The following is a 22,928-nucleotide window of genomic DNA, read 5'->3' on the forward strand; positions in this document are numbered from 1 at the left end:
ATCACGTCCTCCCCTTGCGCTCAAGGCGCAGCTTTAGGGATGCAAAGGCTTTGTCGCGATGCGTGCGAATGGTCTTCTCAGATTTCCCCAGCACTTTGCTGATGGACTCGATCGAGGGGTCATTGGACTCTATGGGAATGTCTTGGCGCCACATCACGACGATCCTCCTTTGGAACTCAGGTAGGCTGTCAATCGCCTCATCAAGGAGGCGCCGGTAATCTTTTTTGTCGAGTTCGTCGGCGTCGAATGGGTTGTAGTCTCCCACGGCTAATTCGACTTGGGCGGAAACCTCGCCATCCTCCGTCTCGATTTCAGCAGTCCGGTTCTCATGTTTCCAGTGCTGGGCGTTTGCATCCCGACGATCCGCCGCGACCGCGCTGTTGAAGTTGACTTCGTAGTAATCAAGGCGGTCGTCATACTGCTTTCGGTCGCTGAGAAGCAGGTCGACGAAGTGGTCGCGGACGTCCTCGCGGATATTCATCTTGGTCAATGAGACCGTTTTGCCACCAGCGTCGGCGACAGAAGGGACTCGACGGGCCACACGAAGCAGGAGCTTCTCGGTCAGTTTGTCGCGGTGGGCACCGGCCGCCGCATTGCGCACGAAGTACAGCAACGCTTCGGGGGAGACGAATTCGGGGTCGTTTACCTGCCACAGGTCGGCTCGCCGCTCCAGTTCGGCAGCACTGATTTCAGCGAGGGCCTGAATTTCGAATTCGACCTTATCTCGCCTGAAGTAAGGCGTGCCGTCGAGCTTGTGCTTACGAAGAGAGCGTGCCATGCCAAATCCTCAAGCATTAACCATCACAAAGCGCATCGGCCAAAAGGGGTTCATGGCTTTCGCGCCTTATGGTCCGCAATTTCGTACCTTATGCCTCGCTCAACACGCGGCCGTGATTTGCAAGTAGTGAGAATATTTGCAAGATCAATGAGAACCTACACTATCAGACGTCAATATTCCCCGCCCGAAGCGCATTCGTCTCAATAAAGTCGCGGCGCGGCTCCACCTCATCCCCCATCAGCATCGTGAACACGCGATCCGCTTCGATCGCGTCGTCGATCTGCACACGCAGCAGGCGGCGCACGTTGGGGTCCATCGTCGTTTCCCACAGTTGCTCGGGGTTCATTTCGCCCAGGCCCTTGTAGCGCTGGCGGCTGGTGGTGCGTTCGGCTTCGCTGATCAGCCACTTCATGGCCTGGCGGAAGTCGCCGACTTTTTCTTCCTTCTGCTTGTCGCCTTCGCCGCGCAGGGCCTTGGCGCCCTCGCCCAGCAGGCCACGGAAGGTTTCGGCGGCTTCGGCCAGGGCGGCGTAGTCGGCGCCGTGCACAAAGTCTTGCGTGATGACGCTGCTCTTGACGTTGCCGTGGTGGCGGCGGCTGATGCGCAGGATGGGTTTGTCGGTGCGGGCGTCGAATTCGCCGGCCACTTCGGCGGGGGTGCCGGTGGTGTTCAGCTCGCGCAGCTTGATCTGCAGGGCCACGGCGCTGGCTTCGGCCTCGGCCACGGTGTCGAGCTTCAGGCTCACGCCGTCGGCCACGGCGCGCAGGGCCTCCTGGTCCATGAAGTTGGACAGGCGGTGGATGACGCTCTCGGCCACCTGGTGCTTGCGTGCCAGTTCGGCCAGGGTGTCGCCCGCCAGCACCTGCGGGTTGGCGCCGCCGGTGCTCACGCTGGCGTGGTTGAGCGCAATGCGCAGCAGGAAGCCGTCGAGCGCGGGGCCGTCTTTCAGGTACAGCTCTTCCTTGCCCGCTTTGACCTTGTACAGCGGTGGCTGTGCGATGTAGATGTGGCCGCGCTCGACCAGCTCGGGCATCTGGCGGTAGAAGAAGGTCAGCAGCAGGGTGCGGATGTGGGCGCCGTCCACGTCGGCGTCGGTCATGATGATGATGCGGTGGTAGCGCAGCTTGGCGACATCAAAGTCGTCGCCCCCGGTGGTGCCGCCGGCCTTGCCGATGCCGGTGCCGAGAGCCGTGATCAGCGTGAGGATTTCGTTGCTGGTCAGCAGCTTTTCGTAGCGGGCTTTTTCCACGTTCAGGATCTTGCCGCGCAGGGGCAGGATGGCCTGGAACTTGCGGTCGCGGCCTTGCTTGGCGGAGCCGCCGGCGGAGTCACCCTCGACAATGTAGATCTCGCACATCGCCGGGTCTTTTTCCTGGCAGTCAGCCAACTTGCCGGGCAGGCCCATGCCGTCGAGCACGCCTTTGCGGCGGGTCATCTCGCGGGCTTTGCGGGCAGCTTCGCGGGCGCGGGCGGCTTCGACGATCTTGCCGCAGATGATCTTGGCATCGGCAGGCTTTTCCTGCAGGTAGTCGGTCAGCAGCTTGCCCACGATGTCTTCCACGGGCGCACGCACTTCGCTCGACACCAGCTTGTCCTTGGTCTGGCTGCTGAACTTGGGCTCGGGCACCTTCACGCTCAGCACGCAGCACAGGCCTTCGCGCATGTCGTCGCCGGTGACTTCGACCTTGGCCTTCTTGGCGAACTCGTTTTCTTCGATGTACTTGTTGATGACGCGGGTCATCGCGGCGCGCAGGCCGGTCAGGTGGGTGCCGCCGTCACGCTGGGGAATGTTGTTGGTAAAGCAGAGTACCTGCTCGCTGTAGGCGCTGTTCCACTGCATGGCCACTTCCACGCCAATGTGGGTGCCGGGGATGCCGCCGTAGGTCTCAGCGGGGCGCTCGCCAGCCGCGTAGAACGAAGTGGGGTGCAGGACGGTCTTGCCCTTGTTGATGAACTCCACAAAGCCGCGCACGCCACCAGCGCCTGAGAAGTCGTCTTCCTTGCCGCTGCGCTCGTCCTTCAGGCGAATGCGCACGCCGTTGTTCAGGAAGGACAGTTCGCGCAGGCGTTTGGCCAGGATCTCGTAGTGGAAGTCGTAGTTCTCTTTGAAGATCTCGGTGTCGGGCAAAAAGTGCACTTCGGTGCCACGCTTTTCGGTCTCGCCGGTCACCTTCATGGGGCTGACTTCAAAGCCATCGACCTTGTCGAGCAAACGGTCCTGCACAAAGCCGCGCGCAAACTCGATCTGGTGCACCTTGCCTTCGCGGCGCACGGTCAGGCGCAGCCATTTGGAGAGTGCGTTCACGCAGCTCACGCCCACGCCGTGCAGGCCGCCGGATACCTTGTAGCTGTTCTGGTTGAACTTGCCGCCTGCGTGCAGTTCGGTCAGCGCGATTTCGGCAGCACTGCGCTTGGGCTCGTGCTTGTCGTCCATCTTCACGCCGGTGGGGATGCCGCGGCCGTTGTCGGTGACGCTGATGGAGTTGTCGGTGTGGATGGTGACGACGATGTCGTCGCAGTGGCCGGCCAGGGCTTCGTCGATGGAGTTGTCCACCACCTCGAACACCAGGTGGTGCAGGCCTGTGCCGTCGCTCGTGTCGCCGATGTACATGCCGGGGCGCTTGCGCACGGCCTCCAGGCCTTCCAGGATGGTGATGGAGCCTTCGCCGTAGCTCTCGCTCGCCCCGGCCTGGTTGGTGTCGATCTTGTTGGGAACAGGCTCACCCGTGCCGGTAGGTTCTTGCTCGGGCAGGTTGTTGTCAGCGGTCATGGTGGGCCTTGGGGTCCGTGGAAACCGGTGGGTTTCCAATAGTTTCAATGGTCAAATTGGGCTCTACCGCCTACCCAGTAAGCGCTAGTAGCTATCAATACGATAGTAAACGGGGTGCAGCTGCGTGGCTGTGCGGCAGGTGGGAGGGGCCGCCTCAGATGCGCATGGGCATCACCACATACTTGAAGCTGTCGTTGTCGGGGATGGTCATCAGCGCAGAGCTGTTGCCGTCCGACAGTTCCACCTTCACCATGTCCTGGCCCATGTTGGCCAGGGCGTCGATGAGGTAGGTCACGTTGAAGCCGATCTCGATGGTGTCGCCACCGTAGTCAATGTCGAGCTCGTCCACGGCCTCTTCCTGCTCGGCGTTGTTCGACGCGACGCGCAGGGTGCCGGGCTCCAGGTTCAGGCGCACGCCCTTGAACTTGTCGCTGGTCATGATGGCCGTGCGCTGCAGGCTGGCCAGCAGGGGCGCGCGGCCCAGGGTGATGCTGTTCTTGTGGTTCTTGGGGATCACGCGGTTGTAGTCGGGGAACTTGCCCTCGACCAGCTTGGTGACGAACTCCATGCCGCCGAAGGTGAACTTCGCCTGGTTGTTGGCGAACTGCATCTCGATGTGGGGCTGGTTCTCGCCGCCCGCGTCACTCAACAGGCGCTGCAGCTCGATCACGGTCTTGCGCGGCAGGATGACTTCCTGCTTGGGCACTTCGACATCCAGCGTGGCGCTGGCAAACGCCAGGCGGTGGCCGTCGGTGGCCACCAGGCTGAGAGTCTTGCCCTCGGCCACGAAGAGGATGCCGTTGAGGTAGTAGCGGATGTCCTGTACCGCCATCGCAAACGACACCTGGCCGAGCAGGTCCTTCAGCGTCTTTTGTGGCACGGCGAACACGGGGCCGAAGGCGGCGGATTCTTGCACCAGCGGGAAGTCTTCAGCGGGCAGGCTCTGCAGCGTGAAGCGGCTCTTGCCACCCTTAAGCACCAGCTTGGACTGTTGCGACTCCAGGCTCACGGTCTGGTCGCCGGGCATGGTGCGCAGGATGTCGATGAGCTTGCGTGCGCCCACGGTGGTGGTGAAGTCGCCGGTGTCGCCGCCCAGCTCGGCGGTGGTGCGGATCTGGATTTCGAGGTCGCTGGTCGTCAGCTGCAGGGCATTGCCCGTCTTGCGGATCAGCACATTGGCCAGGATGGGCAGCGTGTGGCGGCGCTCGACGATGCCAGCCACGGACTGCAGAACCGCGAGAACCTTGTCTTGTGTTGCCTTCAGGACGATCATGTCTTCAACCTCTTGTGGTTTTTGGAACGGTGCGTGGACAGCGGCACGGGTTGTGCCTCCCCCTGCTGCACAGCCCGTCATTTTGCCCTTTTACGGGGCGGTTTCTGTTCGGTGCATCTACCACCACCGATCAGCCTTTCAGGGTCTGCTCCAGCACGTGCAGCTGCTGGTTCAACTCGGTCAGCTGCTGGCGTTCGCCCGAAATCTTGCGAACGGCATGCAAAACGGTGGTGTGGTCGCGCCCTCCGAACAATTCTCCGATCTCCGGAAGGCTCTTTTGCGTCAACTCCTTGGCCAGGTACATCGCAATCTGGCGCGGGCGGGCAATGCTCGCCGGGCGCTTCTTGCTGTACATGTCGGCGACCTTGATCTTGTAATAGTCGGCCACCGTCTTCTGGATGTTTTCCACAGAAATCTGCCGGTTCTGGATCGACAGCAGATCGCGCAGCGCCTCGCGGGCGAGCTGAATAGAGATCTCTTTCTGGTTGAAGCGCGAGTACGCGAGGATTTTGCGCAGCGCGCCTTCCAGTTCGCGCACGTTGGAGCGCACGTTCTTGGCCACGAAGAAGGCCACTTCCTCGGGCATCTCGGTGCCCTCCACGCGCGCCTTGTTGATCAGGATGGCCACGCGCATTTCCAGCTCGGGCGGTTCCAGCGCCACCGTCAGGCCCGAATCGAAGCGCGACACCAGGCGGTCGTGGATGTTGGTCAGGCCCTTGGGGTAGGTGTCCGACGTCATCACGATGTGGCTCTTCTTGGTCAGCAAAGCCTCGAACGCATTGAAGAATTCTTCCTGCGTGCGGTCCTTGTTGGCAAAGAACTGCACATCGTCGATGAGCAGCAGATCGAGCGAGTGGTAGCGTTCCTTGAACTCGTCGAAGGTGCGACGCTGGTACGCCTTAACCACATCCGACACGAACTGCTCCGCATGGATGTAGAGAACTTTGGCGTCGGGCTTGTCCTGCAGCAGGCGGTTACCCACAGCGTGCATCAGGTGGGTCTTGCCCAGGCCGACGCCGCCATAGATGAACAACGGGTTGTACAGGTGGCCGGGCATGCCTGCCACGTGCATGGCGGCCGAGCGTGCCATGCGGTTGGCCGTGCCTTCCACCAGGGTCTCGAATGTGAGGGCGGCGTTCAGCCGGTTGCGGAAGGCACCGGCCGGGGCCTCGTCGATGCTGGCGGCCGGGGATTCTGCCGGTGCCGGGGCGCTGGAGGGCTCGGGTGATGCGGGGCGCACATAAGTACGGGTAACGGATTCCCGCTGAGCGAGCGCTAACTCCAGAGAGACCGGCTGGCCGTACAGGCCTTCCAGCAGGGAGGCAATGCGGCCTGCGTACTGGGCGCGGATCCAGTCCAGCTTGAAGCGGTTGGCTACCAGCAGGGTGACCTTGGAAAAGTCCTCAGCCACCTGAGCGACCAGAGGCTTGATCCAGGTGTTGAATTGTTGTTCGGGCAGGTCTTGCGCCAGTTGTTCTACGCAGGCTTGCCACAGGCCTTGGCCGGCATCGGCGCCGGGCGATGGCTGGGCGCTGCGGGTGGGTTCCTCGGTCATTTATCGGGGATTCTTGTTGTGGATAGGAGGAACGGTGCTGGGCGGCGGATTGTAGCTTGTCAAGGAGTTATCCACATTCTGGCGGCGGCTGTCATCGGGGGATTCCGGGGTTGCCTGGCTGCTGCGCCGGGGTGTGGAAAACTTGGAATTCTGTTTCCGGGAGCGCCCTGAACAAGGGGCGCAATGGCCTGGCGGCGGCCCCAGAAGGCGGCATCTGGATGGGCTTGCCCGCCGAAAGGCATTGCCAGAGGGCAACAAGCCTGCGATAATTTTGGGTTTCCCTGAATGTGTTCAGGGTGATTTGACCCGGCGCGCCGTTATTTCTGCTTTTATTCAGCTGGTATCCAGCAGAGTAAAGCAGGGGTTCAGGAGCAGCAGTCCGGAACTGAACCTCAAGGAATAGACCATGAAACGTACTTACCAGCCTTCCAAGACGCGCCGCGCGCGCACCCACGGTTTCCTCGTCCGCATGAAGACCCGCGGCGGCCGTGCCGTTATCAACGCACGCCGCGCCAAGGGCCGCAAGCGCCTGGCCGTCTAAGGCCGTCCCGGTCTACGGCCTGCTCCCCGTCAGCCTCGGTTTGTACCGTCAGGTTCCAAACGGGGTGCCTGCATGCAACGGCTGAAAACCCGTCCGCAGTTCCAGGCGGCCATGGCAGGGGGCACCGTCTCCCGCACAGCGCATTTCGCGTTGCACCGTCTGGTGCTGGACCCTGCTGGCAGCGCCGCTGCCAACCCCGCCAGTGCTGCACCCACAGGGCCCGGTTCCTTGCCGTCAACGCAAGGACCGCAGGCCCTGTTTGCCGTGCCGGATGTCTGGCTGGGCGCAATGGTGCCCAAGCGCTGGGCGCGCCGTGCCGTGACACGCAACACCATCAAGCGGCAGATCTATACCGTGGGCGCAGCTTTTGAAGCGCGCCTGCCCCAGGCGGCCCATGTGGTGCGCCTGCGCACGGCGTTTGACCGCAAGCAGTTCGTGAGTGCCACGTCCGACCAGCTCAAGCAGGCGGTGCGTGCAGAGCTGCTGCAGCTGTTCGGCTACGCCGCACGGCGTGCGGGTGGCGTAGCCGCTGCTTCGCCCGCCCCGGCTGTGGCCCCGCAGACGGCCGAGCGGGTGCCCGCACACGAGGTGGCGCCATGATCATGCAGCGCCTGCTGATGGGCGTGGTCAAGGGCTACCGGCTGTTCCTCAGCCCCTGGCTAGGTTCAGCCTGCCGGTTCGAACCCACCTGCTCGGTCTATTCGCTGCAGGCGCTGGAATTGCATGGCGCGGCGGCAGGCAGCTATCTCACGGTGCGCAGGCTGGTACGCTGCCACCCCTGGTGTGATGGGGGCCACGATCCGGTCCCCCGAGAACTGCCGCGCGGCATGAGGCTTTTTTCGCGGCTGCAACAATCCTCCACCACCCAACCACCCTCACCAAAGAAGTCTTCATGAACGACATTCGCCGCACCATCTTGTGGGTGATTTTTGGCTTTTCCATGGTTCTGCTGTGGGACAAGTGGCAACTGCACAACGGCAACAAGGCCACGTTTTTCCCGACCACGCCCGCCGTGACGGCACCCGCTGCCGGTGCAGCGTCCAGCGCGGCCGGGGCTGCCAGCGTGCCAGCCACCAGCGTGCCCGCAGCCACTGCGGTTGCTCAAGGCGCAGCAGCGGTGCCCGGCCAGCCAGCCGCCGCCGCGCCCACCAAGCGTGAGCGCATCGAGGTCAAGACCGATCTGTACCGCCTGGTGTTCGACAGCGAAGGCGGCTCGCTCACGCAGGCCGAGCTGCTCAAGCACGCCGACATGACCGACAAGGCCCGCAACTTCCTGCTGCTGGACGAGAGCGCCCAGCGCGTGTACGTGGCGCAGACGGGCCTGGTGGGCGGCACCTTCCCCACGCACAAGACGCCAATGACGGCCGTGCCCGGCCCGCGTGAACTCAAGGACGGGCAGGACGAGCTGAGCATCCGTTTCGAGTCGCCCGACCAGGGCGGCGTGAAGTTGGTCAAGACCTGGACCATCAAGCGCGGCGGCTATGACATCGCCGTCAAGCACGACATCGTCAACACCGGCAGCGTCGCCGTGTCGCCCCAGCTCTATCTGCAACTGGTGCGCGATGGCAACAAGCCGCCAGGCGAGTCGTCGTTCTACTCCACCTTCACCGGCCCGGCGGTCTTCACCGAAGCCAAGAAGTACCAGAAGATCGAGTTCAAGGACATCGAAAACGGCAAGATCGACATCCCCAAGGACTCGGCCAATGGCTACGTGGCCATGGTGCAGCACTATTTCGCCACCGCATGGCTGCTGGCCGACGGCGTGCAGCGCGAGCCCTTCACCCGCAAGGTGGACACCAACCTGTACTCCGTGGGCATGCTGACCTCCCTCGGCACCATCGAGCCGGGCACCACCAAGACCATCGACGCGCGCCTGTTCGCCGGCCCGCAGGTCGAGACCATGATGGAAAAGCTGTACCCCGGCCTGGAGCTGGTCAAGGACTACGGCTGGCTCACCATCCTGTCCAAGCCGCTGTACTGGTTGCTGGACCAGCTGCACAAGCTCCTGAACAACTGGGGCTGGTCCATCGTGGCGCTGGTGTTGCTGCTCAAGATCGCGTTCTACTGGCTCAATGCCAAGGCCTACGCCAGCATGGCCAAGATGAAGGCCATCAACCCCAAGATCATGGAGATGCGCGAGCGCCTGAAGGACAAGCCGCAGCAGATGCAGCAGGAGATGATGCGCATTTACCGCGAGGAAAAGGTCAACCCCATGGGCGGCTGCTTCCCCATCATGATCCAGATCCCCGTGTTCATTGCGCTGTACTGGGTGCTGCTGTCCAGCGTCGAGATGCGCAACGCGCCCTGGATTGGCTGGATCCACGATCTGTCGGCCCCGGACCCGTTCTTCATCCTGCCGCTGCTGATGACGCTGTCCTCGCTGTTGCAGACGGCCCTGAACCCCGCACCACCGGACCCAATGCAGGCCAAGATGATGTGGTTCATGCCGCTGATCTTCAGCGTGATGTTCTTCTTCTTCCCGGCCGGCCTGGTGCTGTACTGGCTGACGAACAACATCCTGTCGATTGCACAGCAGTGGATCATCAACACGCGCATGGGCGTGCCACCGCAGTTCAACCTGCCCAGCTTCAAGTGATCGCCGCCTGATCACTGCCCCCTGAAAGGCCGCGCAAGCGGCCTTTTTCGTTTCCTTCCACCCTGTACAGTCCCACCATGCTTGCCCGCCACCATGACCCCATCGTCGCCATTGCCACTGCACCGGGGCGTGGTGCCGTCGGCATCGTGCGGGTGTCGGGCAAAGGGCTGGAGGCCCTGGTGCAGGCCCTGTGCGGCCGCAGCCTCAAGCCGCGCGAGGCCACCTACCTGCCGTTTCGGGATGCGCAGGGCCAGGCCATCGACCAGGGGCTGGCGCTGTACTTCCCCGGCCCGCACAGCTACACCGGTGAGGATGTGCTGGAGCTGCAGGCCCATGGCGGCCCCGTGGTGCTGCAGCTGCTGCTGGCGCGCTGCCTGGAGGCGGGCACCGCCACGGACCCGGCCACGGGCCGACCCTGCCTGCCGGGCCTGCGCGTGGCCCAGCCCGGTGAGTTCACCGAACGGGCTTTCCTGAATGACAAGATCGACCTGGCCCAGGCCGAGGCGATTGCCGACCTGATCGACGCCAGCACGGAGGCTGCGGCGCGCAGCGCCAGCCGCTCGTTGACCGGCGCGTTCTCCGCCGAAATCCACAGCCTGCGCGACGCGCTCATCCACCTGCGCATGCTGGTAGAGGCCACGCTCGACTTCCCGGAGGAAGAAATCGACTTCCTGCGCAAGGCGGATGCGCATGGCCAGCTATCGAATCTGCAGCAAACCCTGGCCTTGGTGATGCAGCGCGCGCGCCAGGGCGCTTTGCTGCGCGAAGGCATCAAGGTGGTGATTGCGGGCCAGCCCAATGCGGGCAAAAGCTCGCTGCTCAATGCGCTGGCGGGCGCCGAGCTGGCCATCGTCACACCCATTGCTGGCACCACGCGCGACAAGGTGCAGCAGACCATCCAGATCGAAGGGGTGCCCCTGCACATCATCGACACCGCCGGCCTGCGCGACAGCGAGGACGAGGTGGAGCGCATCGGCATCGCCCGCGCCTGGGACGAGATCGCGGGGGCCGATGCGGTGTTGTTCCTGCACGATCTGTCGCGCCAGGATGCTATTGAATACATAGCTGCTGAGGCAGACATAGCGCGCGCACTGGCCCAAAAACTGCCTCAAACCATCCCGGTGATCGATGTCTGGAACAAGCTGGACCGCGTCCCGGCGGCGGTGATCCCCACTGCAGGAGGGGCCGGGCGCGCCGATACCCGGCCGGGCGTTTGGCTGTCCGCACGCACAGGCGAGGGGCTGGATGGCCTGCGGCGAATCCTGCTGAAGGTGGCGGGCTGGCAGTCGGCACCCGAAGGCCTCCACATTGCGCGCGCGCGCCACATCGAGGCGCTGCGTGCCGTGTCGGCCCACCTGCAGGAGGCCGCCGACCAGCTGCAGGCCCAGGGCCCGGCGCTCGATCTGCTGGCCGAGGAGCTGCGCCTGGCCCAGAACGCCCTGAGCGCCATCACCGGCGAGTTCAGCTCCGACGACCTGCTGGGCGTGATCTTCTCCAGCTTCTGCATTGGCAAATAGAAAACAGAGAATGGGCCTGAGGCGCCCGGCCGGAGCGCCCATGCCGCCGCCTGTCGCTTATGTTGTAAACGGACGTAAACAGCGCTTGTGTCAGCTCTGTAACAACGGTACTTTCGACGCATCATGAATGCACCCACCCCTGCTGCCATCAAGGTTGACCTGAAAGGGTTGCTGGACGCCATTGCGCAAACTACCGCAGACGACAGCATGACCAACCCCCTCTCCCCTGCCCAATGGGATGTGCTCTCGTCCTACCTGCTGCCGGTGGTTCTGCCCGCCGGGCAGGTGCTTTTCAGCCAGGGTGCCACAGACCGCACCCTCTATCTGGTGGAAAGCGGCAACCTGAGCGTGCACTACCAGGACGAAAAAGAGCGCCTGCGTCTGGCCATTGTGGGCGCGGGCTCCGTGGTGGGCGAAGGCGCCTTCTTTTCGCACCGCGCACGCAGCGCCACCGTGCAGGCCAGCGCGCCCTGCAAGCTCTGGAGCCTCACGGCCATCCGATTCACCGAATTGACCAACCGCCAGCCCGCCATTGCCCTGGGTTTGGCGATGGCCGCAGGGGCTGTGCTGGCCAAGCGCCTGGGCAACCGCCGCCGCCGCGTTGCGGCCACCTGACAGGCGCCCCGGAGACCCGGGGTTTGCGGGCTTGTTCGGGGCTCTGCGAGGGGTACAGCAAGTTACACTCGATTTGGATTTTGTCCAGGCACCATCCGAAGAAAGCAAGCCATGTCCCTGTTCAGCTGGTTCAGCCGTAAACCCGCCCCCCCCAAGCCCCGGCCAGCCGCAGAACCGTCGGGTCTGTTGAATGCTGACGCCACCGTGCCGCTCCACCCCGGCCGCATGGGCAAACCCCTGGTCGAGCCGGCTCCCCCCGAACACGCCGCCAACCGCAAGAACGAGCGCATGGAGCGCCGCGAGCTGCTCTACACCGTGGTGCGCGATGCCATGGTGCGCGCCGGGGTGCTGTCTGCCAGCTACAAATTCAAGGTGCTGTCGCTGGACCAGCGCGGTCGCCAGTTCCTGGTGATGATGGACCTGGCGCGCGAATACGGCGGCGAGACCGTGCGCCTGTCCGAAATCGAGGCGCTGATCGCCCAGACCGCCAAGACCCGCTACGACATCCTGGTGACGGCCGTGTACTGGCGCATCAACGACCATGTGGCCGTGGGCATTCCGCAGAAAGGCGTGGCACCCCAGGGGGCTGCTCTGCCCGTGTCGGCCGCGCCCGTGGCGGCGGCCGTGCGTCGGCCCCCGGCGGCCGCTGCGGCGCCGGTGGCGCCAGCCGCCCCGGTCTTGCCCGTGATCCAGGCACCGGCGCCTGCCGCCCCTGCTCCGGCTGCCCCCGTGCGCCCCGCAGCGCCCGTCGTGGCTGCCGCGCCGACCCGGCCCCCGGTGGCCGCGCCGGTGGGCGAGCAGCGCCCGGCGCCCCGGTTCGAGCCCATTGAGGCCGACGAGGTGGCCGCCTTCAAGCGTGCATTGGCCAACGCCGCAGGCGCCACAGCCGCCCCGGCAGCGGCCGCCAAGCCAGGTGTGCCCGTGCGCTCCGGGCCACTGCTGCCCCCGTCGCAGCCCACCGGTTTTGAAGACACCGAAATGCCCGGGGCCGACAGCCCCTCGCCCGACCTGAGCAGCACCCAGTACGGCGAGCTGCGCTGAGCATCACCGGTCCCCCCAAGCGAGAAGCCCTCCATGCAGAGGGCTTCTTTTTTGCCTGAGGCGTCGAAAATCAGGAGGCGCGGCGAACCGGCTGGCGCCTCAGTGCCCTGCGAAATCCACCAGCGTGTACAGCGGCAGGCCCGATTCGCGCAGGCGTTCGGAGCCACCCAGTTCGGGCAGGTCCACGATGGCGGCGCCTTCGGTCACCGTGGCGCCCAGTTTTTCGAGCAACTTCTTGCCCGCCATCATGGTGCCGCCGGTGGCGATGAGGTCGTCGATCAGCAGCACGCGGTCACCGGCCTTCACGGCGTCGGTGTGCAGCTCCACGGTGGCGCTGCCGTACTCCAGCTCATAGGTTTCCTCGACCGTGGTGAAAGGCAGCTTGCCCTTCTTGCGGATGGGCACGAAGCCCACATTGAGTTCATAGGCCACCACGGCGCCCAGGATGAAGCCGCGCGCATCCAGCCCGGCCACCACGTCGGGGCGCAGGGCCTTGTCCATGTAGCGGTGCACGAAGGCGTCGATGAGCACGCGGAACACCTTGGGGTCCTGCAGCAGCGGCGTGATGTCACGGAACTGCACGCCGGGTGCGGGCCAGTCGGGCACGGTGCGGATGTGCTGGCGGAGGTAGTCGTTGACGCTGAGTGGCTGCATGGGAAAAGAGAGGGGGGTCAAGGGGCGCGGGTGTGGGGGCGTCGGACAACGGCTTTCCCGCGCGAAGGGCTGAAGTGTAATCAGCCGCCTGCATGCGCTTTTCTGCGCTCCCGGGGCCACCGCCAGCCCCCATAATGTTTCACTGCTGTTACACCCCACGGCCGGCTGCATTGCAGGCGGCGCCCCCCACAGAAGATTGGCCCATGCCCATCTCCATCCTGCTGATTGAAAGCGACCACTCCCATGCCCAGGCGGTAGTGGGCGCATTGGCAGACCCCTGGTCGGGCTGGCAGGTGGAAGCCCGCGCCTCGCTGGCGGAAGCACGGGCATTCTTGCAGCAGCACCGGCCCGATGTGGTGCTGGTGGCCCAGAGCACCCTGGGTGGCGCGGCCTATGACCTGCTGCAGTTGCTGCAGGGTGTGCCCGCCATCATCATCGTGCGCATGGGGGCCGAAACCCACGCGGCGCAGGCCATGCGGCATGGGTTTGACGACTTTGCCGTGCAGGATGCAGCCCTGGACTACCTGCTCACGCTGCCCGCGCAGATCGACGCGGTGCTTGAACGCAGCACCGGCGCCCGCGCCCGCCTGGCCGCCGAGGCCATGCTGGCGCGCCAGCACCGGCTGCTGCAGGCCATCTCGCGCGCCCAGGGCATGTTCATTGCCAGCTCCGGGCCCCGGGCGGCGTTCGAGGCCCTGCTTGAAGAACTGATGTTCCTCAGCCAGAGCGCATTTGGCCTGGTGGGCCAGGTGCAGCGCGCGCCGGACGGACACCCGTTTCTGCGGGTGCACGCCATGACCGACATCAGCTGGGACGCCGCCTCCCGCGCGCTGTATGCGCAGCACGCCGAGGAGGGCATGGTGTTCGACAGCCTGCACTCCCTGGTGGGCGCGGCCCTGGTCTCTGGCGAGCCGGTCATCAGCAACGACGCGTGCCACGACCCGCGTGCTGCAGGCACCCCGCCGGGCCACCCCGTGCTGCGCACCTACCTGGGCCTGCCCATCCACGCGGCGGGCGAGCTGGTGGCCATGGTCGGCCTGGCGAACCGCAGCGAGGGGTACTCGCAGGCGGATGTGCAATTCCTGCAGCCCCTGCTCAACACCGTGGGCCAGCTGGAGACCGCACGCCGCGCCGAACTGGCCCGCAGCGCGGTCGAGGCCGAGCTGCTGCGCACCAGCGCCCTGCTGGGCGAAAAAACCCGGGCGCTGGAGGTCACGCTGGCCAACATCTCCCAGGGCATCACCAACGTGGATGCCGAGGGGCGCATCCGCGTCTACAACCGGCGCTACCTGGAGCTGCTCGACCTGCCTGAGGCGCTGCTGGCCAGCCAGCCCAAGGTGGAGGACGTGGTGCGCTACCAGACCGAGCGCGGCGACTTCGGGCCGCAGTTCCAGCTCATCGAGCCCATGGCGCGCAACTACGTGGCCTCGGAGTACGCGGCCCATGGCGGTCAGCTGACCATGCCCGACTCCTACGTGCGGCGCACGCACAACGGCCGCTACATCGAGGTGCGCACGCGCGCGCTGGAGCCCGGCGGCCGGGTGCGCACCTTCACCGACGTGACCGACTACCTCAGCACCCTGGAGGCCCTGCGCCTGAGCGAGGCGCGCTGGCGCAGCCTCACCCAGCTCTCCTCGGACTGGTACTGGGAGCAGGACGCGGAGTTCCGCTTTGTGCGGCTGGACGGCAACGCCCAGCAGAAAACCGGCGTGCCCGACGAGGTGCACTACGGCCTCACGCGCTGGGAGTTGCCCGACACCTTTGTGGACGAAGGCCAGTGGCGCGACCACCGCGCGCTGCTGGAGGCGCACCAGGTGTTCCACGACTTCGAGATGCAGCGGGTGACCCACGACGGCCAGCCGATCTGGGTGTCGATCAGCGGCGAGCCCATCTTCGATGCCGAAGGCACCTTCACCGGCTACCGGGGCGTGGCGCGCGACATCACCGAGCGCAAGCTGGCCGAGGCCCAGATCCAGCGTCTGGCGTTTTACGACGAACTCACCGGCCTGCCCAACCGGCGGCTGCTGATGGACCGGCTGGAGCGCGCTGTGGCCGCCAGCACCCGCGAGGGCAACCATGGCGCCCTGTTGTTCCTCGACCTGGACAACTTCAAGGGCATCAACGACACCATGGGCCACGAATGGGGCGACCGGCTGCTGGTGCAGGTGGGCGCCCGCGTGAGCGCCTGCGTGCGCGCCACCGACACCGTGGCGCGCCTGGGGGGCGACGAGTTTGTGGTGGTGATCGAAGGCCTGCACACCGAAGAGGCAGAGGCCGCCGCCGAGGCCGAAGCAGTGGCGCAGAAAGTGCTGGTCGCGCTCAACCAGCCCTACCAGGTCGAGGGCTGCGAGATGCACAGCACGCCCAGCATCGGCATCGCGCTGTTTCTGGACGCGCAACAGCCGGTGCAGGAGCTGCTCAAGCGCGCCGACCTGGCCATGTACCAGGCCAAGGCCCAGGGGCGCAACACGCTGTGTTTTTTCGACCCCGCCATGCAGGCGGCGGCGTCGGCGCGCTCGGCGCTGGAGGGCGACATCCGCCTGGGGCTGGCGCGCACCGAATTCCTGCTGCACTACCAGCCGGTGGTGGACGAAACCGGCCAGCTGCTGGGCGCCGAAGCCCTGGTGCGCTGGAACCACCCGCAGCGCGGCATGGTGTCGCCGGCCGACTTCATCCCGCTGGCCGAACAGACCGGCCTCATCCTGCCCCTGGGGCGGCAGGTGCTGGCCATGGCCTGCAGCCAGCTTGCGCTGTGGGCTGCCGACCCCGCCAAGGCGGACTGGACCTTGTCCGTGAACGTGAGTGCGCAGGAATTCCGCCAGAGCGACTTTGTGCAGGACGTGCTGGCCGTGCTGCGCGACTCGGGCGCGGATGCGCGGCGGCTCAAGCTGGAACTCACCGAAAGCCTGCTGCTGCACGACGTGGAGGACAGCATCCTCAAGATGCAGGCCCTGCGCACGCTGGGCGTGGGTTTTTCGCTGGACGACTTCGGCACCGGTTATTCGTCGCTGAGCTACCTCAAGCGCCTGCCGCTGGACCAGCTCAAGATCGACCAGAGCTTTGTGCGCGACGTGCTCACCGACCCCAACGACGCCGCCATCGCCTGCACCATCATCACCCTGGCCCACAGCCTGGCGCTGGACGTGGTGGCCGAGGGCGTGGAAACCGAAGGCCAGCGCGCGTTTTTGCTGCGCAACGGCTGCAAACGCTTCCAGGGCTACCTGTTCGGGCGGCCCGGGCCTGCCGCCTTGCTTTGATTGCTATTAAATATATAGCTATAAAGGCATGATGGACGCGCGGTAAGGCCGATTTTTAGTCAAACTTCGGTACGCGCTCTGCAACAGGCGCCACTCGCAGGCCAGCACGGCCAAGCAACGGCCGCCCCGCAACGAGGGCTGCTCAGGGGGATCACCCTCTGAGCAGCTTGTCCTCCGCCAGCGCCAGCGCCGCCGGGTGGCCCGACAGCACCAGCGTGTCGCCTTCGGCCAGCAGGGCCTCGTCCACCGCCGCGCTCATGTGGCCGTTGCCGCGCCGCAGGTTGACCACGCGCACGCCCATCGCGGGCAGGGCCAGCTGGCCCAGGCTGCGGCCCAGGGCCGTGGCGCCCGGCGGCAGGTTCAGTGTGGACAGGCGCTCCTGGTCGCGCTCGTGGGCCGTGTCGTCGTCGGCGCCGTGGAAGTAGCCGCGCAGCAGGTTGTAGCGCGCGTCGCGCTGGTCCTGCACCAGGCGCAGCACGCGGCGCATGGGCACACCCACCAGGGCCAGCGCGTGGCTGGCCAGCATCAGCGAGCCCTCGATGGCTTCGGGCACCACCTCGGTCGCGCCGGCCTCCTGCAGCTTGTCCAGGTTGGCGTCGTCCTGCGTGCGCACCACCACGGGCACCTGGGGCGCATGCGAGCGCGCGTTGGCCAGCACCTTCAGGGCTGCGGGCACGTCGATGTAGGTCACGGCCACGGCGCTCGCGCGTACCAGGCCGGCGGCCATCAGCGCCTGCAGGCGGGTGGCGTCGCCATACACCACCGAATCGCCCGCCGCAGCGGCCTGGCGCACGCGGTCCGGGTCCAGGTCCAGCGCCATGTAGGGGATGCCCTCGTGCTCCAGCATGCGCGCCAGGTTCTGTCCGCAGCGGCCGTAGCCGCAGATGATCACGTGCTTGCTGGTGTTGATGGATTTGCGCGCAATCGACGTCATCTGCAGCGACTGCTGCAGCCAGTCGCTGGCCACCAGCTTCATCACGATGCGGTTGCTGTACATGATGAGGAAAGGCGTGGCCAGCATCGACAGCACCATGGCTGCAAGGATGGGGTTCATCAGCGCGGGCTGCACCAGGCCATTGCCCTGCGTGAGCGACAGCAGCACAAACCCGAACTCGCCCGCTTGCGCCAGGTACAGCCCCGTGCGCAGCGCCACGCCGGTGGTGGCGCCCATGCCGCGTGCCAGCACCAGGATGATCAAGAGCTTGAGCACCAGCGGCACCACCAGCAGCGCCAGCACCAGCGCCCAGCGGTCCACCAGGATGTGCCAGTCCAGCATCATTCCGATGGTGATGAAGAACAGCCCCAGCAGCACGTCGTGGAAGGGCCGAATGTCCGTGCCCACCTGGTGCTTGTATTCCGTCTCGGACACCAGCACCCCGGCGATAAAGGCGCCCAGCGCCAGGCTCAGGCCCGCCACCTCGGTCAGCCAGGCCAGCCCCAGCGTGATCAGCAGCAGGTTCAGCATGAACAGCTCGTCACTCTTGCGCCGCGCCACCAGCGTGAGCCACCAGCGCATCACCCGCTGGCCGCCCGTAAGCAGCAGGCCCACCAGCACCGTGGCCTTGATCAGCGCCCAGCCCAGCGAGGTCAGCAGCTGGTCGGGCGACGATCCCAGGGCCGGAATCAGCACCAGCAGCGGCACCACGGCCAGGTCCTGGAACAGCAGGATGCCCATCACCCGCCGGCCGTGTTCGCTTTCCAGCTCGGCGCGCTCGGACATCAGCTTGACCACAATCGCTGTGCTGCTCATGGCCATCACCCCCGACAGCGCCAGCGCTGTCTGCCAGCCCATGTCCCACACCCCGCCCGCCCAGTGCGACAGCACCAGCGCCAGGCCAGACACGACGGCCATCGTCAGCACCACCTGCATCAGCCCCAGGCCAAACACCTGCTTGCGCATGGCGCGCAGCTTGGGCAGGCTGAACTCCAGCCCGATGGCAAACATCAGGAACACCACGCCAAACTCGCCCAGGTGGCGCACGCCTTCGGAGTTTTGCGCCAGCGCCAGCGCATGTGGCCCGATGAGCACCCCGGCCGCCAGGTAGCCCAGCATGGGCGGCAGCTTCAGGCTGCGGCAGGTCACCACGCCCAGCACCGCGGCCAGCAGGTAAAGCAGTGTGAGGGCGAGAGAAGACATGGCTTCGATGCTATCCGAGGCTTGTGCGCCAGCAATGGTGTTTTCTGCAGGCGATGCACGGTCTGTGCCAGAGGGCATCCCGCCAGCAGGGCCCGCCCGGCATGCCCGGTCGATAGAATCCCCGGATGACTCCCGCCTCCGCCGCGCTGCCCCCTTTTGATGCCGACCAGGCCCTGCGCCTGGCCCGCGAAACCTTCGACATCGAGGCTGCGGCCCTGGCGGGCCTGTCCGCCCGTGTGGATGCGGTGTTTGCCCAGGCCGTGCAGATGGTGCTGCAGGCCCGGGGCCGCGTGGTGGTCATGGGCATGGGCAAAAGCGGCCATGTGGGCCGCAAGATTGCTGCCACGCTCGCTTCCACCGGCACCCCCGCGTTTTTTGTGCACCCCGCCGAAGCCAGCCATGGCGACCTGGGCATGGTCACGGGCGACGACCTGGTGCTGGCCATCTCCAACAGCGGCGAAAGCGGCGAACTCACGGCCATCCTGCCCGTGTTGCGGCGCCTGGGCGCACCCCTGATCGCCATGACGGGCGGCCTGCAGTCCACCCTGGCGCGTTATGCCGACCTGGTGCTGGACTGCAGCGTGGAGCGCGAGGCCTGCCCCTTGAACCTGGCCCCCACCGCCAGCACCACGGCCCAGCTGGCCATGGGCGACGCGCTGGCCGTGGCCCTGCTGGACGCCCGGGGCTTCCGCCCCGAAGACTTTGCCCGGTCGCACCCCGGCGGTGCACTGGGCCGCAAGCTGCTCACCCATGTGAGCGACGTGATGCGCTCGGGCACCGAAGTGCCGCGCGTGGCGCCTGACGCCTCGTTCAGTGACCTCATGCGCGAGATGAGCGCCAAGGGCCTGGGCGCCTCGGCCATCGTCGATGCCGCCGGGCAGGTGCTGGGCATCTTCACCGACGGCGACCTGCGCCGCCGCATCGAGGCCGGGGCCGACCTGCGCACAGCCACGGCTGCCCAGGTCATGCACCCCCATCCGCGCCGCATCGCCCCCGACGCGCTGGCTGTGGACGCCGCTGAGATGATGGAAGCCCACGCCATCACCAGCGTGTTGGTGCTGGACGCAGCGGGTGTGCTGGTGGGCGTAGTGCACATCGGCGACCTGATGCGCGCCAAGGTGATCTGATGATGGCGATGGTTCCGCAGACCTCTCCCTCCCCCGCCCTGCAGATCGACCCCGAACTGCTGCTGCGCGCCCAGGGCGTGCGCGTGGCCTTTTTCGACGTGGACGGGGTGCTCACCGACGGCAGCCTGTACTTCAGCGAAGCGGGCGAGACGATCAAGCGCTTCAACACGCTGGACGGCCACGGTCTCAAGCTGCTGCAAAAAGCGGGCATCACCCCCGCCGTGATTACCGGCCGCGACTCCGCTCCGCTGCGTGTGCGCCTCAAGGCCCTGGGCGTGGAGCACGCGGTGTTCGGCACCGAAGACAAACGCCCTGCCGCCGAGCAGATGTTGGCCACCCTGGGCCTGAACTGGTCGCAGGCGGCGGCCATGGGCGACGACTGGCCCGACCTGCCTGTCATGCGCCGCAGCGCGTTTGCGTGCGCACCTGCCAACGCCCAGACCGAGGTGCGCCATGCGGCCCACTTCGTGACCCAGGCGCGCGGGGGCGACGGTGCGGCGCGTGAGCTGTGCGACCTGCTGCTGGTGGCCACGGGCCGCTATGCCGCACTGCTGGCGGACTACACCGCATGATCCGTGTGATCCGCCAGGGCTGGGACCAGCTCTCGATCTACCTGCCCGTGCTGCTGATGGGCCTGCTGGCCCTGGGCACCTGGTGGCTGGTGCGCAACGCGCCCATGCCGCAGCTGCCCGCCATCGACCGGCCCGTGAAGCACCAGCCGGACTATTTCATGAAGTCCTTTTCGGTGAAGACGTTCGATGCCACAGGCCGCCTGCAGAGCGAAGTGCAAGGCATTGAAGCGCGGCACTACCCCGACACGGACACGCTGGAGATCGACCGGGTCCGCATGCGCTCGATCGGCCTTGACGGCCGGCTCACCGTGGCGACCGCCAACCGTGCGTTGAGCAATGCCGATGGCTCGGAGGTGCAGCTGTTTGGCAACGCCGTCGTGACCCGCGAGCCCCTGCCCGCCAAACCCGGGGCGCCAGCGCAGCCGCGCCTGGAGTTCCGTGGCGAGTTCCTGCATGCCTTCACCAACACCGAGCGCGTGCGGTCCGACCAGCCTGTCACGCTCACGCGGGGCAACGACCGCTTCACGGCCGATGGCATGGAGTACGACAACCTCGACCAGGTGCTGCAATTGCGCGGGCGCGTGCGCGGCATGATCCTGCCGGGCAAGAAATGAGACAACTCCCTGAGTCGCTTCGCGCCTTCCCCCTTCTCTCTACGCGCTTCGCGCTAGGGGGAGGGGGACGCAGCCAGCGGGGCGGGGCGGGGCGGCCCTTGCGCTGCTGCCCGCGCATGGTGCGCGCCAGTTTCACGCGCCGTGGGTGATTCACAGCACAACGGATAACTGAGATGACCACACCCCTTGTTTTCATCACCGGCGCGTCCAGCGGCATTGGCCAGGCGCTGGCACTGCGCTTTCACCAGGCAGGCTATCGGCTGGCCCTGGCCGCGCGCCGCACAGAAGAGGTGAAAACATGGGCTACCGCGCAAGGGATAAGCGCTGATAGCTATGAAATTTATAGTGCTGATGTGGCAGTGACCGACAGCATCGTGGCCGCAGGCCAGGCCTGCCTGGCACGCCAGGGCGTCCCGGATGTGGTTATCGCCAATGCCGGCATCAGCGTGGGAATGGACACCGCCGTGCGCGGTGATATTGAGGTGATGGCGCGCACCTTTGCCACCAACAACATCGGCATGGCCGCCACCTTCCAGCCCTTTGTGGACGGCATGGTGCTGCGCGGCAGCGGCACGCTGGTGGGCATCGGCAGCGTGGCGGGCATCCGGGGCCTGCCGGGGCACGGCGCCTACTGCGCTAGCAAGGCGGCCGTCATCAGCTACTGCGAAGCCCTGCGTGGCGAAATGCGCCCGCATGGCGTGCGGGTGGTCACCCTATCGCCCGGCTACATCGACACGCCGCTGACCCAGAAGAACCGCTACGGCATGCCCTTCCTGATGCAGCCCGGGGATTTTGCCGACCGCGCCTACCGCGCCATCACAGCGGGTGTGACTTACCGGGTCATCCCCTGGCAGATGGGCGTGGTGGCCAAGCTGCTGCGCCTGCTGCCCAATGCCGTGTTCGACAAGGTGCTGGCTGGACGCCCGCGCAAACGCCGAGAAGGCGAGTAGCCCCCTGAGGCGCTGTGCGCCTTCCCCCGCAGGGGGGCGCTCCCGGCGCCCGCAAGCAAAGCGCTGCATGCGCGGCTTGGCAGCCCTTGCGCGGGAGTGCTGGCTGGGGTCGCACCCGGTGGGGGTATTGGCCGTTTCGTTCCGCCCTGCGAAGACGGGACCACGGAGTTCGAGCTCGTCACGCAGTGGCATGGAAGACGCCCCCCGCTCCCCAAGGGCGCACTTTTCACTCTGAAGCGGCCCCGCCATGAAAAAAGCTCCCGAAGGAGCTTTTTTTCAAGAATGCAGTATCTGCGAGGTTCAGTAGCCGCCGTTGCCACCGCCGCCGTAGCCGCCGCCACCACCATTGCGACCGCCGCCACCGCCGTTGCGCGAGCCGGAGCCGTAGGGGCTGCGGAAACCGCCTTCGCCGCGGCCGCCGCCACCACCGTAACCGCCGCCGCCATCGCGGCCACCGCCACCGTAGCCACCACCGCCGCCTTCACGGCCACCGCCGTAACCGCCGCCACCACCACTGCGGCCACCGCCGCCGTAGCCGCCACCACCGCCGCCGCCAAAACCACCACTGCGGGGGGGGCGGGGCTCCATGGGACGGGCTTCATTGACCACGATGGAACGGCCACCCAGGGGCTGGCCGTTCATGCCATTGATGGCTGCCTGGGCTTCTGCGTCGCTGCCCATTTCCACAAAGCCAAAGCCCTTGGAACGGCCCGTGTCTCGCTCCATCATGACCTTGGCACTGGTGACCGCGCCGAATTGGCCAAAAGCCTGTTCCAGATCGCTGTCGCGCACGGAGTAAGGCAGGTTGCCGACGTACAGTTTGTTGCCCATCGAGGGACTCCTCAAAAACACATGGATAAAGCGATGGAGTCCCGAAAACGCAGCCAGCTAATCTCAATGACGCTCTCAGCGCGAAACTGACGGATCACCG

19 protein-coding genes are annotated in these 22,928 nt (G+C 65.9%); 12 read left to right on the plus strand and 7 right to left on the minus strand.

Going from position 1 to position 22,928, the window contains the following annotated elements; translation table 11 throughout:
* Nucleotide 1 precedes the first annotated feature (1 nt).
* From AvAM_RS04470 to dnaA, 4 genes are all read right to left on the minus strand, one after another.
* On the minus strand, nt 2-778 hold the full coding sequence (locus tag AvAM_RS04470) for an RNA polymerase sigma factor (protein ID WP_137745962.1): 777 nt from the start codon (nt 776-778) through the stop codon (nt 2-4).
* A gap of 163 nt (nt 779-941) precedes the next feature.
* Complete coding sequence (gene gyrB / locus AvAM_RS04475; protein WP_137745963.1) at nt 942-3,548, minus strand: DNA topoisomerase (ATP-hydrolyzing) subunit B; 2,607 nt, start codon at nt 3,546-3,548, stop codon at nt 942-944.
* Between the two features lie 154 nt (nt 3,549-3,702).
* On the minus strand, nt 3,703-4,821 hold the full coding sequence (dnaN, locus tag AvAM_RS04480; protein WP_137745964.1) for a DNA polymerase III subunit beta: 1,119 nt from the start codon (nt 4,819-4,821) through the stop codon (nt 3,703-3,705).
* 130 nt (nt 4,822-4,951) lie between these two features.
* Nucleotides 4,952-6,376 (minus strand): chromosomal replication initiator protein DnaA, encoded by a 1,425-nt coding sequence (dnaA, locus tag AvAM_RS04485; protein ID WP_063461437.1) that lies wholly within the window; start codon nt 6,374-6,376, stop codon nt 4,952-4,954.
* A 406-nt stretch (nt 6,377-6,782) separates the two neighbouring features.
* Between dnaA and rpmH the strand changes: the two genes are divergently transcribed.
* The 7 genes from rpmH (at nt 6,783) to AvAM_RS04520 (ending at nt 12,686) form a co-directional block, all read left to right on the plus strand.
* Nucleotides 6,783-6,917, plus strand: a complete 135-nt coding sequence (gene rpmH / locus AvAM_RS04490) for a 50S ribosomal protein L34 (RefSeq protein ID WP_005798102.1) — start codon at nt 6,783-6,785, stop codon at nt 6,915-6,917.
* 72 nt (nt 6,918-6,989) lie between these two features.
* Nucleotides 6,990-7,517, plus strand: coding sequence for a ribonuclease P protein component (locus tag AvAM_RS04495; protein WP_137745965.1), 528 nt, complete (start codon nt 6,990-6,992; stop codon nt 7,515-7,517).
* Complete coding sequence (yidD, locus tag AvAM_RS04500) at nt 7,517-7,813, plus strand: membrane protein insertion efficiency factor YidD (protein WP_137746012.1); 297 nt, start codon at nt 7,517-7,519, stop codon at nt 7,811-7,813. The genes AvAM_RS04495 and yidD overlap by 1 nt, the downstream gene beginning before the upstream one ends.
* Nucleotides 7,810-9,513 (plus strand): membrane protein insertase YidC, encoded by a 1,704-nt coding sequence (yidC, locus tag AvAM_RS04505; protein ID WP_137745966.1) that lies wholly within the window; start codon nt 7,810-7,812, stop codon nt 9,511-9,513. The genes yidD and yidC overlap by 4 nt, the downstream gene beginning before the upstream one ends.
* Before the next feature lie 77 nt (nt 9,514-9,590).
* Entirely contained in the window at nt 9,591-11,030 is a 1,440-nt protein-coding gene (gene mnmE / locus AvAM_RS04510; RefSeq protein WP_137745967.1) for a tRNA uridine-5-carboxymethylaminomethyl(34) synthesis GTPase MnmE, read from the plus strand.
* Nucleotides 11,031-11,153: 123 nt separating this feature from the next.
* The gene (locus tag AvAM_RS04515; protein ID WP_137745968.1) at nt 11,154-11,645 is read left to right on the plus strand and encodes a Crp/Fnr family transcriptional regulator; all 492 of its coding nucleotides are present in this window, start codon (nt 11,154-11,156) and stop codon (nt 11,643-11,645) included.
* Nucleotides 11,646-11,756: 111 nt separating this feature from the next.
* Nucleotides 11,757-12,686 carry a hypothetical protein gene (locus AvAM_RS04520; RefSeq protein ID WP_137745969.1) on the plus strand — a complete coding sequence of 310 codons (930 nt, stop codon included), beginning with the start codon at nt 11,757-11,759 and terminating at the stop codon, nt 12,684-12,686.
* A gap of 99 nt (nt 12,687-12,785) precedes the next feature.
* Here the strand turns inward: AvAM_RS04520 and AvAM_RS04525 are convergent, their stop codons facing one another.
* Nucleotides 12,786-13,340, minus strand: coding sequence for an adenine phosphoribosyltransferase (locus tag AvAM_RS04525; RefSeq protein WP_137745970.1), 555 nt, complete (start codon nt 13,338-13,340; stop codon nt 12,786-12,788).
* Nucleotides 13,341-13,543: 203 nt separating this feature from the next.
* Here AvAM_RS04525 and AvAM_RS04530 point away from each other — a divergent pair, with 203 nt between their 5' ends.
* Nucleotides 13,544-16,597, plus strand: a complete 3,054-nt coding sequence (locus tag AvAM_RS04530; protein WP_137745971.1) for an EAL domain-containing protein — start codon at nt 13,544-13,546, stop codon at nt 16,595-16,597.
* A 151-nt stretch (nt 16,598-16,748) separates the two neighbouring features.
* Here the strand turns inward: AvAM_RS04530 and AvAM_RS04535 are convergent, their stop codons facing one another.
* Nucleotides 16,749-18,734, minus strand: coding sequence for a monovalent cation:proton antiporter-2 (CPA2) family protein (locus AvAM_RS04535; RefSeq protein ID WP_137745972.1), 1,986 nt, complete (start codon nt 18,732-18,734; stop codon nt 16,749-16,751).
* A 125-nt stretch (nt 18,735-18,859) separates the two neighbouring features.
* Between AvAM_RS04535 and AvAM_RS04540 the strand changes: the two genes are divergently transcribed.
* From AvAM_RS04540 to AvAM_RS04555, 4 genes are all read left to right on the plus strand, one after another.
* On the plus strand, nt 18,860-19,861 hold the full coding sequence (locus tag AvAM_RS04540; protein ID WP_137745973.1) for an SIS domain-containing protein: 1,002 nt from the start codon (nt 18,860-18,862) through the stop codon (nt 19,859-19,861).
* Nucleotides 19,862-19,863: 2 nt separating this feature from the next.
* Nucleotides 19,864-20,433 (plus strand): HAD family hydrolase, encoded by a 570-nt coding sequence (locus AvAM_RS04545; RefSeq protein WP_137745974.1) that lies wholly within the window; start codon nt 19,864-19,866, stop codon nt 20,431-20,433.
* Nucleotides 20,430-21,047 (plus strand): LPS export ABC transporter periplasmic protein LptC, encoded by a 618-nt coding sequence (gene lptC / locus AvAM_RS04550; RefSeq protein ID WP_137745975.1) that lies wholly within the window; start codon nt 20,430-20,432, stop codon nt 21,045-21,047. The genes AvAM_RS04545 and lptC overlap by 4 nt, the downstream gene beginning before the upstream one ends.
* Nucleotides 21,048-21,220: 173 nt before the next feature.
* Nucleotides 21,221-21,997: an SDR family oxidoreductase gene (locus AvAM_RS04555; protein ID WP_137745976.1), complete on the plus strand. Its 777-nt coding sequence runs from the start codon at nt 21,221-21,223 to the stop codon at nt 21,995-21,997.
* Nucleotides 21,998-22,297: 300 nt separating this feature from the next.
* Here AvAM_RS04555 and AvAM_RS04560 read toward each other — a convergent pair whose 3' ends face one another.
* Nucleotides 22,298-22,828, minus strand: coding sequence for an RNA-binding protein (locus AvAM_RS04560; protein ID WP_137745977.1), 531 nt, complete (start codon nt 22,826-22,828; stop codon nt 22,298-22,300).
* Nucleotides 22,829-22,928 lie beyond the last annotated feature (100 nt).

The sequence above is a fragment of the Acidovorax sp. NB1 genome (assembly GCF_005405905.1).
Lineage (GTDB): Bacteria > Pseudomonadota > Gammaproteobacteria > Burkholderiales > Burkholderiaceae_C > Acidovorax.

Bases quoted from the DNA above. Each gene is read 5' to 3' on its own strand.
- AvAM_RS04470 (WP_137745962.1), bottom strand. From the start codon at position 778: ATGGCACGCTCTCTTCGTAAGCACAAGCTCGACGGCACGCCTTACTTC.
- gyrB (WP_137745963.1), bottom strand. From the start codon at position 3,548: ATGACCGCTGACAACAACCTGCCCGAGCAAGAACCTACCGGCACGGGT.
- dnaN (WP_137745964.1), bottom strand. From the start codon at position 4,821: ATGATCGTCCTGAAGGCAACACAAGACAAGGTTCTCGCGGTTCTGCAG.
- dnaA (WP_063461437.1), bottom strand. From the start codon at position 6,376: ATGACCGAGGAACCCACCCGCAGCGCCCAGCCATCGCCCGGCGCCGAT.
- rpmH (WP_005798102.1), top strand. From the start codon at position 6,783: ATGAAACGTACTTACCAGCCTTCCAAGACGCGCCGCGCGCGCACCCAC.
- AvAM_RS04495 (WP_137745965.1), top strand. From the start codon at position 6,990: ATGCAACGGCTGAAAACCCGTCCGCAGTTCCAGGCGGCCATGGCAGGG.
- yidC (WP_137745966.1), top strand. From the start codon at position 7,810: ATGAACGACATTCGCCGCACCATCTTGTGGGTGATTTTTGGCTTTTCC.
- mnmE (WP_137745967.1), top strand. From the start codon at position 9,591: ATGCTTGCCCGCCACCATGACCCCATCGTCGCCATTGCCACTGCACCG.
- AvAM_RS04515 (WP_137745968.1), top strand. From the start codon at position 11,154: ATGAATGCACCCACCCCTGCTGCCATCAAGGTTGACCTGAAAGGGTTG.
- AvAM_RS04520 (WP_137745969.1), top strand. From the start codon at position 11,757: ATGTCCCTGTTCAGCTGGTTCAGCCGTAAACCCGCCCCCCCCAAGCCC.
- AvAM_RS04525 (WP_137745970.1), bottom strand. From the start codon at position 13,340: ATGCAGCCACTCAGCGTCAACGACTACCTCCGCCAGCACATCCGCACC.
- AvAM_RS04530 (WP_137745971.1), top strand. From the start codon at position 13,544: ATGCCCATCTCCATCCTGCTGATTGAAAGCGACCACTCCCATGCCCAG.
- AvAM_RS04535 (WP_137745972.1), bottom strand. From the start codon at position 18,734: ATGTCTTCTCTCGCCCTCACACTGCTTTACCTGCTGGCCGCGGTGCTG.
- AvAM_RS04540 (WP_137745973.1), top strand. From the start codon at position 18,860: ATGACTCCCGCCTCCGCCGCGCTGCCCCCTTTTGATGCCGACCAGGCC.
- AvAM_RS04545 (WP_137745974.1), top strand. From the start codon at position 19,864: ATGGCGATGGTTCCGCAGACCTCTCCCTCCCCCGCCCTGCAGATCGAC.
- lptC (WP_137745975.1), top strand. From the start codon at position 20,430: ATGATCCGTGTGATCCGCCAGGGCTGGGACCAGCTCTCGATCTACCTG.
- AvAM_RS04555 (WP_137745976.1), top strand. From the start codon at position 21,221: ATGACCACACCCCTTGTTTTCATCACCGGCGCGTCCAGCGGCATTGGC.
- AvAM_RS04560 (WP_137745977.1), bottom strand. From the start codon at position 22,828: ATGGGCAACAAACTGTACGTCGGCAACCTGCCTTACTCCGTGCGCGAC.